This window comes from Citrobacter sp. CK191 (genome assembly GCF_030333435.1).
GTDB classification, from domain to species: domain Bacteria; phylum Pseudomonadota; class Gammaproteobacteria; order Enterobacterales; family Enterobacteriaceae; genus Citrobacter_B; species Citrobacter_B koseri.
In genome coordinates this window covers 56179-71223 of record NZ_JAOWFX010000023.1, presented here as the reverse complement: position 1 = coordinate 71223, position 15045 = coordinate 56179, and the positions used below count along the sequence as shown (strand labels likewise).

18 protein-coding genes are annotated in these 15045 nt (G+C 54.3%); 9 read left to right on the top strand and 9 right to left on the bottom strand.

Going from position 1 to position 15045, the window contains the following annotated elements; translation table 11 throughout:
- Window positions 1-46: 46 nt before the first annotated feature.
- From OGV82_RS06020 to OGV82_RS06005, 4 genes are read right to left on the bottom strand one after another with little or no spacing between them, the layout of a single operon-like run.
- The gene (locus OGV82_RS06020; RefSeq protein ID WP_286462617.1) at window positions 47-388 is read right to left on the bottom strand and encodes a DUF5347 domain-containing protein; all 342 of its coding nucleotides are present in this window, start codon (window positions 386-388) and stop codon (window positions 47-49) included.
- A complete protein-coding gene (locus OGV82_RS06015) occupies window positions 352-552 on the bottom strand; it encodes a phage filamentation protein Fil family protein (protein WP_032442472.1) in 201 nt (66 codons plus the stop codon). Before OGV82_RS06015 ends, OGV82_RS06020 begins: the two co-directional genes overlap by 37 nt.
- A 7-nt stretch (window positions 553-559) precedes the next feature.
- On the bottom strand, window positions 560-1069 hold the full coding sequence (locus tag OGV82_RS06010) for a phage regulatory CII family protein (RefSeq protein WP_057060133.1): 510 nt from the start codon (window positions 1067-1069) through the stop codon (window positions 560-562).
- Between the two features lie 32 nt (window positions 1070-1101).
- Window positions 1102-1344 (bottom strand): Rha family transcriptional regulator, encoded by a 243-nt coding sequence (locus OGV82_RS06005; RefSeq protein WP_057060132.1) that lies wholly within the window; start codon window positions 1342-1344, stop codon window positions 1102-1104.
- 119 nt (window positions 1345-1463) lie between these two features.
- On the opposite strand from OGV82_RS06005, the gene OGV82_RS06000 reads away from it, so the two are divergent.
- From OGV82_RS06000 to OGV82_RS05965, 8 genes are all read left to right on the top strand, one after another.
- Window positions 1464-2096, top strand: a complete 633-nt coding sequence (locus OGV82_RS06000) for a phage repressor protein CI (RefSeq protein WP_286462616.1) — start codon at window positions 1464-1466, stop codon at window positions 2094-2096.
- 1 nt (window position 2097) lies between these two features.
- Window positions 2098-3123, top strand: coding sequence for a site-specific integrase (locus OGV82_RS05995; protein WP_119177449.1), 1026 nt, complete (start codon window positions 2098-2100; stop codon window positions 3121-3123).
- Window positions 3124-3553: 430 nt separating this feature from the next.
- Window positions 3554-3793: a DinI family protein gene (locus OGV82_RS05990; protein ID WP_047461815.1), complete on the top strand. Its 240-nt coding sequence runs from the start codon at window positions 3554-3556 to the stop codon at window positions 3791-3793.
- Window positions 3790-4029 carry a hypothetical protein gene (locus OGV82_RS05985; RefSeq protein WP_047461812.1) on the top strand — a complete coding sequence of 80 codons (240 nt, stop codon included), beginning with the start codon at window positions 3790-3792 and terminating at the stop codon, window positions 4027-4029. The genes OGV82_RS05990 and OGV82_RS05985 overlap by 4 nt, the downstream gene beginning before the upstream one ends.
- A gap of 344 nt (window positions 4030-4373) precedes the next feature.
- Window positions 4374-4988, top strand: coding sequence for a YagU family protein (locus OGV82_RS05980; RefSeq protein WP_024130867.1), 615 nt, complete (start codon window positions 4374-4376; stop codon window positions 4986-4988).
- 602 nt (window positions 4989-5590) lie between these two features.
- Entirely contained in the window at window positions 5591-6205 is a 615-nt protein-coding gene (locus tag OGV82_RS05975; protein WP_047461809.1) for a methylthioribulose 1-phosphate dehydratase, read from the top strand.
- Window positions 6202-6891: an acireductone synthase gene (gene mtnC / locus OGV82_RS05970; protein WP_012134736.1), complete on the top strand. Its 690-nt coding sequence runs from the start codon at window positions 6202-6204 to the stop codon at window positions 6889-6891. Before OGV82_RS05975 ends, mtnC begins: the two co-directional genes overlap by 4 nt.
- Window positions 6888-7430 carry a 1,2-dihydroxy-3-keto-5-methylthiopentene dioxygenase gene (locus OGV82_RS05965; RefSeq protein ID WP_047461805.1) on the top strand — a complete coding sequence of 181 codons (543 nt, stop codon included), beginning with the start codon at window positions 6888-6890 and terminating at the stop codon, window positions 7428-7430. Before mtnC ends, OGV82_RS05965 begins: the two co-directional genes overlap by 4 nt.
- A 44-nt stretch (window positions 7431-7474) precedes the next feature.
- Here OGV82_RS05965 and mtnA read toward each other — a convergent pair whose 3' ends face one another.
- Window positions 7475-8503 (bottom strand): S-methyl-5-thioribose-1-phosphate isomerase, encoded by a 1029-nt coding sequence (gene mtnA / locus OGV82_RS05960; protein ID WP_012134738.1) that lies wholly within the window; start codon window positions 8501-8503, stop codon window positions 7475-7477.
- A gap of 105 nt (window positions 8504-8608) precedes the next feature.
- Between mtnA and mtnK the strand changes: the two genes are divergently transcribed.
- Window positions 8609-9808: an S-methyl-5-thioribose kinase gene (gene mtnK, locus OGV82_RS05955; RefSeq protein WP_024130868.1), complete on the top strand. Its 1200-nt coding sequence runs from the start codon at window positions 8609-8611 to the stop codon at window positions 9806-9808.
- A gap of 90 nt (window positions 9809-9898) precedes the next feature.
- Here mtnK and OGV82_RS05950 read toward each other — a convergent pair whose 3' ends face one another.
- From OGV82_RS05950 to OGV82_RS05935, 4 genes are all read right to left on the bottom strand, one after another.
- Window positions 9899-11140, bottom strand: a complete 1242-nt coding sequence (locus tag OGV82_RS05950) for an LVIVD repeat-containing protein (RefSeq protein WP_047461803.1) — start codon at window positions 11138-11140, stop codon at window positions 9899-9901.
- 171 nt (window positions 11141-11311) lie between these two features.
- On the bottom strand, window positions 11312-12376 hold the full coding sequence (locus OGV82_RS05945; RefSeq protein WP_047461800.1) for a sugar ABC transporter substrate-binding protein: 1065 nt from the start codon (window positions 12374-12376) through the stop codon (window positions 11312-11314).
- A 20-nt stretch (window positions 12377-12396) separates the two neighbouring features.
- The gene (locus tag OGV82_RS05940) at window positions 12397-13392 is read right to left on the bottom strand and encodes an ABC transporter permease (protein WP_047461798.1); all 996 of its coding nucleotides are present in this window, start codon (window positions 13390-13392) and stop codon (window positions 12397-12399) included.
- Complete coding sequence (locus OGV82_RS05935; protein WP_047463951.1) at window positions 13389-14891, bottom strand: sugar ABC transporter ATP-binding protein; 1503 nt, start codon at window positions 14889-14891, stop codon at window positions 13389-13391. Before OGV82_RS05935 ends, OGV82_RS05940 begins: the two co-directional genes overlap by 4 nt.
- Window positions 14892-15045: the final 154 nt, after the last annotated feature.

Below are 15045 nucleotides of genomic sequence, written 5' to 3'. Positions count from 1 at the left end.
GCAATAAGAAGCCCGGCGGGTTTACGCCATTAATTTCTGTTGTGGGTTAATTCGGCATGGTTAGCCGCTTTGGAAATAAGCTCACCACTGCACGAAAATGATTCATTGCTTTCACCAGTTCCCGCTTTTCGTCAGTAGTCAGATCACTAATATTGACGCCGTGACGTTCTGCCGGAATTTTTGCCATATAAAAAATGGCTGCCAGTGCCCGCTCATTCTGTTTATTATTTACGTCGCGTGGATCGCGCATATCTTTAATAAACCTTTCAAGCTCCGGCTCAATATTCAGACCAAACACTTTAGCCCTCAATTCCGCAATATGGTTCAGTCCTTCCAGGCGTTCACCGGGGCTTAATGGAACAGTCGCCGTAGCGCCTTCAATAGCCATGATTTCCCCTGTTTGGTTGTGGACAGGTCAGCCAGCAGTTCGTCCTGAGAGCGGCACGGGTGCCAGCGTTTGCCATCCTTGCCCATGATCCAGCCGTGACCGTAGTGCATTGCCGGGCTTTGCTTTACGAGAAGTGATGCGAAAGATGGTTCCTTAGTCAGCATAACCACCTCAGATCAGACCAAACGAAGCGCCGAGGCCCGTCACGGTATCCACCGCGCTTGCCATCGCCGGATTAGCCTGCAAACGCGCCTGCATCGAAACGGCAGCCAGTGCCATCAGACGAGTAACAGAGTTAATGCTGCTGATAACATCGCGGCGGCCTGCGGTGGTTTTCACATCACCCGATACGGCACCGGCAGCAACACGTCCGATTTCAGCAGTAGCGCTCATGACGTAATGCGGCAGCTTCTCTTTTGCCACTTCGTTCATCGGTACGCATGGCAGGCAGTGAATCTGAGCCAGAAAACCGTCAACCAGCGTGGAGTCCTCAGTAAGATCGGTAAGCAGCCAGATTTCCGGCGGCGTCAGTTGATGTGGCTGGTCCGGGTTCAGCTTGTTGCGCAGAGTCTGGACATTCATTCCGGCGCGTTCCGCCAGCTTCGCCATGTTGTGACGTAGTGCGAAAGCCCGGCAGGCGTCGTCAAAGTGCGGATGTTTGGAAATCTTATAATCAAACATGTGAGCTTCTTCGAAAGTTCTCATAATTGAACTCACTGACCAACAACAACGCGGAAGTTGGAATGACCAAGGGACTCGCGAACCTGATCGGTTTTGTACATAAGATAACGCAGGCTTACGCGTCCCTTGTTTTTATCCTTTTTAACCATGTATTTAGCCAGCTGACCATGGTGGATTTTTTGATAAACAGAACCGCGTGAAATGCCTTCCCATTCGGCGAATTCCGCAGGCGTAGCCATCTCTTTTGGTACACGAATTGAAATATCAGTGCTCATAGTGCAGTATCTCTCAGTTAAGGTTTGGTTTATGTCGTTTTATCTTGTTTTATGTGATTCAACATTTGAACAATCGAGATACTACGATCCAATATTTGATACGTCAATAGGATTAAAAAATGATACATGTGAAAGCTGGCGAGAATACAGGGGGTAGAGAGGCTATCCATAGGTTGATGGCTGCCTATGATTTCAAGTCCAGACAGCAGCTATGCGATCACCTAGGCGCATCTAAAAGCACCATGGCAAACAGATACTTAAGGGACAGTTTCCCTGCAGAATGGGTGATCCAATGCGCTCTTGAAACAGGCGTTTCGTTACTCTGGCTAACCACAGGACAAGGCGAACTAGGAGCAAAAATTGATGATAAAAAAAGTATCAATATCGTGAACTCCAGCAAGGTAAAACCTCTTTCTGAACTTATATCGCCAGAGATCGACAAGGCTACCCTTATAGGAGGTTCGCTGGTTGAAGCCGGGAAGGCCATCATTGATAGCAGCCTGCTTCCCCCTGACTCAAACGAGCTGCTTCTCGTAAATACCACTGGCGATTCATATTTAGTTGACCGTAACCAGACACCACCAGTGAATGGGATGTGGTTGGTCGATATCGACGGGATAAAAAGCATTGTTAAGCTAACTCGCCTTCCGGGAAATAGATTAGTTGTGCATCAAGATGACTCTTCGTTTGAGTGCAGCTTGGATGATATCGAGGTTGTTGGCCGCGCATTGAAAATTATTAAGAGCCTTTGATATGACCATCAGAAAACAGCCGAACGGAAAATGGTTGTGCGAGTGTTACCCGAACGGGCGTGACGGTAAGCGCGTGCGCAAGCAATTTGCGACAAAGGGCGAGGCGGTAGCATTCGAAAACTTCACCATGGATGAAGTGAACAAAAAGCCGTGGCTGGGTGAAAAGGAAGATCGGCGGCTTTTGTCAGAATTGATTGAGCAGTGGCACTCCCTTTACGGGCAGACGCTCGCAGATCCCAAGCGCCTAATGGCGAAACTGAATATTATATGCAATGGGCTGGGCGATCCCGTCGCCTCTGAGTTAACCGCCGGTGACTTTACAAAATATCGCGAAGCACGATTAAAAGGTGAAGTACGTAACGAAGACGGCGCGCTGCTGTCGCCAGTAAAGCCCCGCACGGTAAACCTGGAACAGCGTAACTTATCATCCGTTTTTGGCACCCTGAAAAAGCTGGGCCACTGGTCAGCGCCTAACCCGCTCGCCGGGCTACCGACATTCAAAATCGCAGAGGGAGAACTGGCGTTCCTGGCCCAAGACGAAATCAAACGCCTGCTTGATGCCTGCGCTGATTCTCAAAGCTCCAGCCTGTTGATGATCGCAAAAGTATGCCTCGCCACCGGCGCGCGGTGGAGTGAAGCCGAAAACCTGCAGGGCCATCAGTTATCTAAATACCGGATCACCTATACCAAAACCAAAGGCAAGAAAAACCGAACCGTACCGATATCTCAAGATCTGTATGACGAACTCCCCAAAAACAGAGGGAAGCTATTCACGCCATGCAGAAAAGCTTTTGAGCGTGCAGTAAAAAGAGCCGGTATCGACTTGCCTGAGGGCCAGTGTACGCATGTGCTGCGCCATACATTCGCCAGTCACTTTATGATGAACGGCGGAAACATACTGGTACTGCGCGATATTCTGGGACATGCCGATATAAAAATGACGATGGTTTACGCACACTTTGCGCCCGATCACCTAGAAGATGCAGTGACCAAAAATCCGCTTCACAATCTCAACTGGAACCGCTAATTTATGGCGGCACTTTGGCGGCAGAGCATTAAAAACGTATAAAACGGACAAACACCAAATAACACTAATGCTCTGTTTTTAAACGCAAATCACTGTTTTCATTATAGTAAAAATGGTATGTAGGAATTTCGGACGCGGGTTCAACTCCCGCCAGCCCACTTTTGATAGGACTGCAACCGGACAGCGGCAATAAAAACAGCCACTTAAGGACACTGACCAGACAGTGCGCAGACCGAGAAAAGACAAAAATATACACGTGAAGTGCACGTGCACTTTAAAAGAACCCCAGATCTCACGGTCTGGGGTTTTTCTATTTGTAACTAAGGGTAACAAAAACACATCCCCCTTTCGCGCTCCGCTCACCTTGACACTATTTATTTTTACAGTAAAAATACTGTATACAATCACAGTAATTTTCCGGGGTGCTTTTATGTTCGTTGAACTGGTTTATGACAAGCGTAATGTCGAGGGGCTACCGGGCGCAAGAAACATCATTCTTAACGAGCTGACAAAGCGCGTACACCGGATCTTCCCCGACGCCGACGTGAGAGTTAAGCCAATGCAGGCTAACGCATTAAACAGCGACAGCACAAAGACCGAAAAAGAACGACTTAACCGTATGCTGGAAGAGATGTTTGAAGAAGCCGATATGTGGCTGGTGAACGAATGATGAGCATGGACAACATGATTATTGCCGGGGTAAGAATATATTTCCCGCCTGGCACCGCCCTCCCTGTTCCAACGCCTGAACTCAGGACATTTGCCATCGTCAGCAAAGACCAGACTGGACATCTGGTGCTTGAGTACAAAAACAGGCAGTGGGTTCCTGTACTGACCCGGCTTTTTGATGATTCAGCACATGCTATTTCAGCTATAACCAGCCTGAGCAAAAAGACGTGGCATTAATACTTAAAACACATTGATCCGTCATGCCGGGCAGATACAATCTGCGGCGGCTGGCAACATTCTATATTCGCACGCCAGCTGTCCGTACCATGCTCTTTCATGCGGCGTGGTTGCTACTCTATTAATTCTACTGATGAGAATCTTGCAGTAGATCGCATACGACCTTGCCGCTCTCACCACTTTCACAGCCTTCCTGTTACGCCATATAAAGCAACTCGATTGGGAATTTCCAGTTACTGACGCAAATACGGAACATACAATCACATACACATCTTTACATTTGGTGGTTTTCATGAATACTACTAAATGATTATGTTAACACGATGAAATTCAACGGATGAAATATGAATATATTTGAACAAACTCCACCAAACCGCAGGCGTTATGGCCTGGCTGCATTTATTGGGTTAATCGCTGGTATCGTATCAGCATTTGTTAAATGGGGCGCTGAAGTACCTTTGCCACCCCGCAGTCCGACTGATATGTTCACTGCTGCATGCGGGCCGGAATCATTAATCAGGGCTGCCGGGCAAATTGACTGTTCCCGCAATTTCCTGAATCCCCCTTATATTTTCCTTCGTGACTGGATGGGGCTTGCTGATCCTAACGCTGCCGTCTACACCTTTGCCGGGCATGTGTTTAACTGGGTTGGTGTAACACACATCATCTTTTCGATTGTCTTCGCAGTGGGTTACTGTGTTGTTGCTGAAGTTTTCCCCAAAATTAAACTCTGGCAGGGTTTGCTGGCTGGTGCGCTGGCACAGCTTTTCGTCCATATGATTTCCTTCCCTCTCATGGGGCTGACTCCACCTTTGGTTGACCTTCCATGGTATGAGAATGTATCCGAAATTTTTGGACATTTAATCTGGTTCTGGTCCATCGAAATTATCCGTCGGGATCTGCGTAACAGGATTACTCATCAACCAGACCCGGAGATCCCTTTGGGAACAAGCCGGTGACAAATTCTTAATGTGGTAAAATGGCGCAAACACAGCGCCATTTTTTAGTATCCATTTACTGAACTCCTGAGTTGCCTGTTTTAATCTCTCGCTAATCCCCTCTTCCCGGCCCTGACATTCCTGTTCTGTGAAAAAGAGAATAAACCACTTTCCATCCGTGCACCCGAATGTTCTTAATATCAAGGAGGAGATTTATGTCTGGTATCTGAGTCTGTTAAATAACATGATAAAAAACCGCGCACTTCCTGCATTGCTTTCCCTGAACATTTAAGCGGATCATCGGCACCTTGCCGATTAATACCTGTAGTAGTTTAGGGATGCCCCCTCCTGGCACAAAGCGGTTTGGACGAAGGGCTATCAGGTCTGCTATGGGCGACAAACCTACAGCTTCCATTGAAAACATCAATCAATACGCAAAACTCCCGCCCCTGACAAACTCAACCACCTCCCCCACCAAGTCACACTGCCACCAGGACAATGTTGTTGCTCCTGCCCGGAAGAGTTGTGTTGCTGCTGCCGTAACACGATGTTAGCATTTGGCAATCAAGACGCTTAGATGTCTAAAAACCCCATTCCTGACCCCGAGAGAGGCTAAAAGGAAGATGACAGATAACCTGCAACTCACACAACTGGTCGAGACCTGCCGCTGGATAGGGGCAAAAGGCTGGGCTCCCGCCACTGGCGGCAATATGTCTGTCCGCCAGGACGACGCATTTTGCTGGCTCAGCGAGTCGGGAAAAGATAAAGGCAACCTGACTACCGACGATTTTTTGCAGGTGGAAATCGCCACCAGTCACGCACCATCCGGTCGCAAACCATCGGCGGAGACCGGGCTGCATACCCTGATTTATCGCCTCTTTCCCCAGGCAAACGCGGTGTTGCACGTCCACACCGTCAACGCCACGGTGCTCTCGCGCATCGTTAAAACGCCGGAGCTATATATCAGCGGTTTTGAAATGCAAAAATCGCTTAGCGGGCAGACTACCCATCTTGATACCGTCTGCGTGCCGGTGTTCGACAACGACCAGGATATCGACGCGCTGGCATCACGTATTGCGCATTACGCGCAAGAGCGTTCTCTGAATTACGGTTTTCTTCTGCGCGGTCATGGCTTAACCTGCTGGGGACGCTCAGTGGAGGAGGCCCGCCGTCATCTGGAGGGGCTGGAATTTTTATTTGAATGCGAAATGCGTTTGCGACAACTGGAGAGATTATGATTCGCGCGATTGTGACGGATATTGAAGGCACCACCAGCGATATCCGTTTTGTTCACAATGTTCTGTTCCCCTATGCGCGCGAGCGGCTGGCGGCGTTTGTCACCGCCCGGCAGTATGCCGAACCGGTAAAATCAATTCTTGATAATCTGCGCAACGAGATTGCCCGGCCGGACGCCAGTACCGCAGAACTTATCGAAACGCTTTTCACCTTTATGGATGAAGATCGCAAATCAACGGCGCTAAAAGCCCTGCAAGGCATTATCTGGCACGACGGTTACGTCAATGGCGACTTTACTGGTCACCTCTACCCGGACGTTCTGCCAGCGCTGGAGAAATGGAAAGCACAAGGCATTGATCTCTATGTTTATTCCTCCGGCTCCGTTGCGGCGCAGAAACTGTTATTTGGCTACAGCGACGAAGGTGATATTACTCATCTGTTCAGCGGCTATTTTGATACCCATATCGGCGCAAAGCGAGAAACGCAGTCATACCGCAATATCGCGTCGTATATCGGCGTCGCGCCGTCGCAAATCCTGTTCCTCTCCGATGTATATCAGGAGCTGGACGCTGCTGAAGAGGCGGGTCTTCGCACCCTGCAACTGATTCGTGGTGAGGGTGATGGCGCCAGCCGCCACCACCAGGTACATCAATTCGACGACATTAACCCGGAGCAGATCCTTTCATGAGCGCATTGACTATTTATTCCGATAAAGACGCCAGCCAGCCCCAGTGGCACAGTACCGACGCCGCAGAGATCGCCCAACAGCTCAACGCGAAAGGCGTCCGCTTCGAACGCTGGGTTGCAGACCGCGACTTAGGCCAGGCCCCCACGCCAGAAACGGTGCTCACCGCCTATCAACATGCGATTGATAAGCTGGTTGCCGAGAAAGGCTATCAGAGCTGGGATGTGATCAGCCTGCGCGCCGACAATCCACAAAAAGAGGCGCTGCGTGCAAAGTTTCTCAATGAACACACCCACGGCGAAGATGAAGTGCGCTTCTTCGTTGAAGGCGCAGGACTGTTTTGCCTGCACATTGGCGACCAGGTTTACCAGGTGCTGTGTGAGAAAAACGATCTGATTTCAGTGCCCGCCGGTACGCCGCACTGGTTTGATATGGGCTCCGAGCCAAACTTTACCGCGATCCGTATTTTCGATAACCCGGAAGGCTGGGTGGCGCAGTTTACCGGCGACGCCATTGCGGATGCCTATCCGCGCCTGCTTTAACGATCTGGCCGGGCGACGCTATCGTACGCCAGGCCTGCTCTGCATCAGGCCGCCTCCGTCCTGAAAACCCCCTTCGCCACGTCTTCTGGCGTCACCACACCGCTATCCAGCACCCAGCCGCTAATCAGCGCTGCTGGCGTCACGTCAAACGCCGGGTTATAGACCTGCGCATTTTCCGGCGCCCACTGTACCGCGCCAAAACTGCCCGCCACGCCGGTAACTTCTCCTGCTGCGCGCTGCTCAATCGGAATTGCGTCGCCATTCGGGCAGTGGGGGTCCAGCGTGGTTTGCGGCGCGGCAACGTAAAACGGAATACCGTGGAATTTCGCCAGCACCGCCAGCGAATAGGTGCCGATTTTATTCGCCACATCGCCATTTGCGGCGATACGATCGGCTCCTACCCACACCGCGTCCACCAGCCCTTTCGCCATCAGGCTGGCAGCCATTGAGTCAGTAATCAGTTGATAGGGAACCCCCAGTTCGCCCAGTTCCCAGGCGGTGAGTCTGCCGCCCTGCAATAACGGGCGCGTTTCATCCACCCAGACGTTTTGCACGTTGCCCTGTGCATACGCGCGGGCAATCACCCCCAGCGCCGTCCCCGTGCCCGCTGTCGCCAGCCCACCGGTGTTGCAGTGGGTCAGCAGACGGCTGCCCGGCTTCACCAGTGCACTTCCCGCACGCGCGATATCGTCACAGAGTTGTTTGTCTTCATCGATCAGACGCAGTGCTTCCGCCGCCAGCGCCGGAACAAAGTCTTCTTGCCTCAGCGCCTGCTTCATGCGATCGAGATTGTTCATCAGATTGACCGCCGTCGGGCGCGCAGCGCGCAGCGTTTCCAGCGCTATCGCCAGTTCATCCCGGCGATGGCCTGACTCCGCCAGCAGCGCCAGTAGCAGACTGGCGGAAAGACCAATCAGCGGCGCACCGCGCACGCGCAGCGCGTGAATATGCCCCACCAGCGCTTCTACCGTTGAGGCATCCAGCCAGCGTTTCTCCTGCGGAAGCGCCTGCTGATCGAGAATAAATAATTGATTATCCGCCACTCGCAGGCTGGTCGTCTGTAATGTCTGCATGTCGTTAATTCTCTGTTGCGTTGTTGTATCACATTGTGTCAGGATGAATTACAGATGTATAGACGTCTACATGTCTTTATTAGTGAAATGAGTGAGGAACAGGCAATGTCGCAATACCGTACCTTTACCGCCCAGGATGCCGTGGAATACGCCCGAACGTTTGGCGGCATTGATGATCCATCCACACTGGTAGAGGCGCAGGAGGTGGGCGACGGCAACCTTAATCTGGTGTTTAAGATTTTCGATACCACAGGCGTAAGCCGCATCGTCGTCAAACAGGCGCTGCCTTACGTGCGCTGCGTCGGCGAATCCTGGCCGCTGACGCTGGATCGCGCTCGTCTTGAAGCGCAAACGCTGGTGGCGCATTACCAGCACTGCCCGCAGCATACGGTGAAAATCCACCATTTCGACCCTGAACTGGCGGTGATGGTGATGGAAGATCTCTCCGACCATAACATCTGGCGCGGCGAACTGATTAAAGGCGCCTGGTATCCGCAGGCGGCACGCCAGCTCGGCGAATATCTGGCGCAAACGCTGTTTCACACCAGCGATTTTTATCTCCACCCGCATGACAAAAAAGCGCAGGTGGCGACATTTATTAACCCGGAGATGTGTGAGATCACCGAAGATCTGTTCTTCAACGATCCCTACCAGATCCACGAGCGCAACAGCTATCCTGCGGAGATCGAAGGCGACGTCGCCGCTCTGCGCAGTGACGCTCAGCTTAAGCTGGCGGTGGCGGCGCTCAAACATCGTTTCTTCTCCCATGCCGAAGCGCTGCTGCACGGCGATATCCACAGCGGCTCGATCTTTGTCGCCGACGGTCGCCTGAAAGCCATCGACGCCGAGTTCGGCTACTTTGGGCCGATAGGCTTTGATGTAGGCACCGCCATCGGCAATCTGCTGCTGAACTTCTGCGGCCTGCCGGGTCATCTGGGCATTCGCGACGCCGCCGCCGCGCGCGAGCAGCGGCTGACGGATATTCAGGAGCTGTGGAACACCTTTGCTGAACGTTTTCAGGTGCTGGCGACGGAGAAAACCCGCGACGCGGCGCTACGCGCGCCGGGCTACGCGTCGGAATTTCTGAAAAAAGTCTGGGCGGACGCCATCGGCTTTTGCGGCACCGAGCTGATTCGCCGCAGCGTCGGGCTGTCGCACGTAGCGGATATCGATACCATTCAGGATGCGGAAATGCGCCATGAATGCCTGCGCCATGCCATTACCCTCGGAAAAGCGCTGATTGTGATTGCCGACCGGATTGAGAGCGTGGAAGCACTGATCGCGCGGGTGCGGCAGTACAGCTAAGTGCGGGCCGTTTGCCCGGTGGCGCTACGCTTACCGGGCCTACGATCCGAATGCAGGCCGGGTAAGGCGAAGCCGCCACCCGGCAAATACTTACCCCAGATACTCAATCACTGATAACCCGCCGTTGTAATCCGTGCTGTAGATAATCCCCCGCGCATCGACAAACACGTCGCAGGACTGGATCACCTGCGGGCGATTTGGCCGCGTATCCATCATCGTCTCAGGCGCCGCAGGCACCAGCGCGCCGGTTTCTACCGGACGATAAGGATTAGTAATATCATAAGCGCGCACCCCTGCATTCTGGTAAGTGGCGAAAATCAGCGTCGAGCTAATAAAGCTGCCAGGGCGGTTTTCGTGCAGGTTATGCGGCCCGAAGTGCGCCCCTTTCGCCACGTAATCAGCCTCATCCGGCTGCGGGAAGGTGGCGATGCTCACCGGATTCGACGGCTCGCGGATATCAAACAGCCAGATCAGCTTTTCGCCGTCTTCCTGATTGTCGAGCACCGCTTCGTCCAGTACCACCAGCAGATCGCGGTCCGGCAGCGGCAGCGCAGTGTGTGTGCCGCCGCCAAACGGCGGGCTCCAGTTGCGATGGCTAATCAGTTTCGGCTGCGTGCGATCTTGCACATCCAGCAGCGTCAGACCACCGTCACGCCAGCTACCGTAGGCGGTATCGCCAGCGATAATCGCGTGATGCAGCGCATAGCGTTTGCCCTCCGACCAGTCTGGCGTCTCTCCCGCCGCCTGATTCATCCCTGGCAACCACCAGCGCCCGCCCACCTCTGGCTTACGCGGATCGGCCAGATCGATGGTCAGGAAGATGTAGTCGGTGAAACCGTCGATCAGCGCCGAGACGTAGGCCCAGCGTCCGCCGACGTACCAGATGCGGTGAATGCCGATCCCATTCAGGGAGAGAAAACCGATTTCACGCGGTTTATCCGGCGTGGAAATATCAAACACGCGCAGCCCTGCGCTCCAGCCCCGGTCCTGCACATCGCTGACCGTCTCACCGACCTGCCGCGTGTAGTAGACCTTTTCATCGGCAAAGCGGGCATCGGCGAACAAATCGCGGGCGTTAATCACCAGCAGCAGATCGTCATGCGCCTGCAAATGCACGTTCCAGGTGCCTGGCGGTGCAGGCACATAGCCCGTCGCCCGTGGGTTTTTCGGGTCACGCACGTCAACAATCGAAAACCCCTGCGACACCATATGGCCAATATAGGCAAAACCGCAATGTACCATCAGCTGTACGCCGTCCGGGCGACCGCCCTGGTCGCTATGGCCAATCAGCCGCATATTGCGGCTATAGTCGGGGCGCGGTAATTCAGTCACCTTAATCTCCTTTTGCCAAACGGCGTAACCGCCTTATCCGGCCTACAGAGAGCATTTTGTAGGCCCGGTAAGCGCAGCGCCACCGGGCATTACGCCGGATGGCGGCGTAACCGCCTTATCCGGCCTACAGGGAGCGCATTGTAGGCCCGGTAAGCGCAGCGCCACCGGGCATTATTTATTCTTCGCTTCAAGCGTCGCAAACCACGGCGCGATGAAGTCTTCCGTCTGGCCCCAGCCCGGAATGATTTTGCCTAATGAGGCGACGTTAACCGCCCCCGGCTGCGCTGCCAGCAGCGCCTGCGGAATGGCTGCGGCTTTAAAATCGTAAGTGGCAGGCGTAGGTTCACCGGCAATCTTATTGGCAATCAGCCGCACGTTGGTGGCGCCAATCAGTTTCGGGTCAACGGCCACGCTCACCCTCCACGGGCTGCCCGCTTCGCGCATCAGTTGTAAATCCTGGTTGGAGATGTCGATGCTGTAGAGCTTAATCTCAGTGCGGCCGTTCTCTTTCAGCGCTTTGTACGCCCCCTGGCTAAAGGCGTCCCAGGTTCCCCAGATAGCGTCGATTTTCCCTTTCGGGTATTTCGCCAGCACCGCGCCCACTTTGTTGGCGGTATCGCCCTGCACGTCGGAAGAGACCGCGCCGATAGACTCCAGCTCTTTAATCCCCGGATTGTCCTTCAGCATTTGCTGATAAGCCGCCTGGCGACGCTCCATCGGCGGGAAACCGGCGACCCACAGCTTGATAATATTGGCTTTACCGTTGAAATCTTTTACCAGTTGCCCGAAGGAGAGATGGGTCAGCGAGGCGTCATCCTGCTGAGTTACCGTCACGCCCGGGATCTCACCGTTGACGGCGGTATCAAACACCGCCACTTTGATCCCGGCATCTACCGCTTTCTTCACCAGCGCGGTGGAGTACGGATCGCGCCCCTGAGAGAGAATAATACCGTCATACTTCTGGCTGATCGCCTGGTTAACGAAATCCTGGAATTTCGCGTCGTCGCCGTTGCTTAAAAAGGTGCTGACCTTAAAGCCGAGCTTTTTCCCCTCCTGAATCGCGCCCGCAACGAACTGGGTCGTGTTGTCATCAGAGCCAAGGTTGCGGATCACCGCAATGCGAACCGGGCCATTATGTCCGGCAATGGCCGCTGGCACCGGCGCAGGCGTTGCCGCATAGCCCGGCAACGAACTCAGTAATCCCAGCGCCAACAAAGAAAGTGCAGTTTTTTTCATTATCGTTTCCCGTTGTGTTGTTAACGTTTTTGTATGTAGGTGATTGCCAGCGCCGCCGCCAGCACCAGCCCTTTTATAATGTCCATTGCGTAATAGGGCACCGAGAGCATCACCAGCCCGTTGGAGAGCACGCCAAGGATCACCGCCCCCACCAGCGTGCCGAGCGCATTCGGTTTGCCGGAACCGGCCAGCGAAAAGCCGATCCACGCCGCCGCGACAGCATCCATCAAATAGCCTCCCCCGGCGTTAACCTGTGAAGAGCCAATACGCGAAGCCAGCAGGATGCCCCCTAACCCCGCCAGCAACGAGGCAATAACGTAGGCCGCCACTTTATAGCGGGTGGTACGAATACCGGAGAGGCGCGCCGCTTCCGGGTTGCCGCCAATGGCGTACATCCGTCGCCCGTGGGTGGTCAGCGACAGCGCGAGCTGCGCCGCCAGCGTCACAACCAGCATCACGACAACAATAGTCGGCACCTGCCCCAGCGCGCCGAATGCCGCCGGAATAAGCCCCTCAGCCATTTCACCGCTCGGCAGCACCATGTTTTCAGTAATAGAGCCGCCGTAGCTGTAGGTCATCGCCACCCCCTGAATCACAAACAGGCTGGCAAGCGTGGCGAGCATGTCGGGAATACGCAGCACCACAATCAGAAAAGCGTTGAACAGCCCCACCAGCGTACAGAGCGCCAGGGTAATGACAATCGCCCCGGTGGTGCCAAAGCCGTGCCAGACGAACAGCGAAATCACCAGTGCGTTCGCCAGCGACGCGGTTGAGCCAACGGAAAGATCAAAGCCGCCGACGGTAAGCGAGATGGAGACGCCAATCGCAATCACCGTGACGATCGCAATAGAGCGCAGGATGTTGATGATATTGAAGGGATCGAGGAAGTTATCCGACGCGACGCCAAAAATAGCGATCAGCGCGACAACCGTCAGCAGCATGCCCCACTTATAGAGAAAATCGAAAATCTGCTGGCGGCCAGACGCCGCTGCATTGACTGAAAGGGCCTTACTCACAACGCCGTTCCTCCGGTTGAATAATAAAGTAGTGTCTCTTCGCGGGCCTGCGCGCCCTCCACTTCCGCCACGATGCGCCCGTCCCACAACACGCAGATGCGGTCGCACAGCCCCACCAGTTCGGCGAACTCACCGGAGGCGTAAATCACCCCTTTGCCTTCCCGCGCCAGGCCGTCGATCAGCGCAAACAGGTCGGTTTTGGCTTTCACGTCCACGCCTTTGGTCGGCTCGTCGAAAATCAGCACGCGGGCGTCGCCGCGCAGCCATTTGCCGATCGCCACTTTCTGCTGGTTGCCGCCGGAAAGCCGACGCAACACTTGCCCCGGCCCGCGAGCGCGCACGCCGACGCGGGCAATCACCGCTTCCGCCCAGCGCCATGCCTGACGATGACCAAACAAGCTCCAGCGCGAGAAACGGTTATCAGCGGCGACCGCCAGGTTCATGGCGACGGACTCATCAATAAAAATGCCCTCTTTGCGCCGTTCCTCCGGCACCAGCGCCAGCCCGCGCGTCACCGAATCAACCGGGTCGCGCGGCGTCCACGGTTGATGATTGAGTTCGCCGCGTTCAACGCGGCTTTTCGACGCGCCGAACAGCGCCTTGCACAGCTCGGTTTTCCCGGCTCCCGCCAGCCCGGCGATACCGAGAATTTCACCTTTATGCAGGTGCAAACTGATATTTTTCAGCAGCCGTTCATCATGCAGCCCTTCCACGCGCAGCAGCGTTTCATCAGCATGCGGCGGGCGTTTTGGCGGATAGATATCGTTTAACTCATGACCCAGCATCTTCTCGACGATGGCGTCAGCGCTCAGTTCCGCCATCGGCCCGGACTCAATCAACTTGCCATCGCGCAGTACGGTTAAGGTGTCGCAAATGGCCTTTAGCTCATGAATGCGATGGGAGATAAACACCACGCCGATCCCCTGTTGTTGCAGGCGTTTCACCACGGCAAACAGCCGTTCGCTTTCATGCTGATCGAGCGGCGCGGTGGGTTCATCGAGGATCAGAAAACGACAGTGGTGCGAGAGCGCGCGGGCCAGCAGGATCTGCTGCTTTTCGGCGAGCGTGCAACCATCGATGACCCGGCGCACATCCAGATGAACATCAAGCTGGGCCAGCGCGTCACGCGCCTGCTGGCGAATAGCGCGCCAGCGGTAGCGGTGTCCCGGCTGCGCCAGCTGATCGAGCATAATATTTTCCGCAATACTCAACCCTGGGATCAGCGCAACATCCACCTCCTGCTGCACCAGATGAATGCCCAGCCGTTTGGCGTCCAGCGGTTCGCGTATCGGCACCGGCTGGTTATTAATTGCAATTTCCCCTTCGTAATGGTCGTGCGTGCCGCAGAGCACCGCCATCAGCGTGGATTTCCCCGCACCGTTCGCCCCCGTCAGCGCGTGCACGGAACCGCCCGTCAGGGTGAAATCAACGCGGGAGAGCGCCTGAAAGCCGGAAAAGGCCAGGCTGATACCGCGCATGTCGAGGCGACTGGAGAGCATCCGCTGTAAATCCTTTCTGATAATCATTTGATTTACGAAATTTTTCACAGCTCTCCCTGACTGACAACGACATAAAAAGCATAAGATAAAGCAAAATATTATTAGCCATCCAGATGTCTATAAATGACATCGGGTTAGCCCATCACAGAGGGAT

Coding starts and splice junctions, on each gene's coding strand:
- OGV82_RS06020 (WP_286462617.1), bottom strand. CDS start 388: ATGGCTATTGAAGGCGCTACGGCGACTGTTCCATTAAGCCCCGGTGAA.
- OGV82_RS05980 (WP_024130867.1), top strand. CDS start 4,374: ATGAATATATTTGAACAAACTCCACCAAACCGCAGGCGTTATGGCCTG.
- OGV82_RS05935 (WP_047463951.1), bottom strand. CDS start 14,891: ATGCTCTCCAGTCGCCTCGACATGCGCGGTATCAGCCTGGCCTTTTCC.
- OGV82_RS06000 (WP_286462616.1), top strand. CDS start 1,464: ATGATACATGTGAAAGCTGGCGAGAATACAGGGGGTAGAGAGGCTATC.
- OGV82_RS06010 (WP_057060133.1), bottom strand. CDS start 1,069: ATGTTTGATTATAAGATTTCCAAACATCCGCACTTTGACGACGCCTGC.
- mtnC (WP_012134736.1), top strand. CDS start 6,202: ATGATTCGCGCGATTGTGACGGATATTGAAGGCACCACCAGCGATATC.
- OGV82_RS05975 (WP_047461809.1), top strand. CDS start 5,591: ATGACAGATAACCTGCAACTCACACAACTGGTCGAGACCTGCCGCTGG.
- mtnA (WP_012134738.1), bottom strand. CDS start 8,503: ATGCAGACATTACAGACGACCAGCCTGCGAGTGGCGGATAATCAATTA.
- OGV82_RS06015 (WP_032442472.1), bottom strand. CDS start 552: ATGCTGACTAAGGAACCATCTTTCGCATCACTTCTCGTAAAGCAAAGC.
- mtnK (WP_024130868.1), top strand. CDS start 8,609: ATGTCGCAATACCGTACCTTTACCGCCCAGGATGCCGTGGAATACGCC.
- OGV82_RS05965 (WP_047461805.1), top strand. CDS start 6,888: ATGAGCGCATTGACTATTTATTCCGATAAAGACGCCAGCCAGCCCCAG.
- OGV82_RS05995 (WP_119177449.1), top strand. CDS start 2,098: ATGACCATCAGAAAACAGCCGAACGGAAAATGGTTGTGCGAGTGTTAC.
- OGV82_RS06005 (WP_057060132.1), bottom strand. CDS start 1,344: ATGAGCACTGATATTTCAATTCGTGTACCAAAAGAGATGGCTACGCCT.
- OGV82_RS05985 (WP_047461812.1), top strand. CDS start 3,790: ATGATGAGCATGGACAACATGATTATTGCCGGGGTAAGAATATATTTC.
- OGV82_RS05990 (WP_047461815.1), top strand. CDS start 3,554: ATGTTCGTTGAACTGGTTTATGACAAGCGTAATGTCGAGGGGCTACCG.
- OGV82_RS05945 (WP_047461800.1), bottom strand. CDS start 12,376: ATGAAAAAAACTGCACTTTCTTTGTTGGCGCTGGGATTACTGAGTTCG.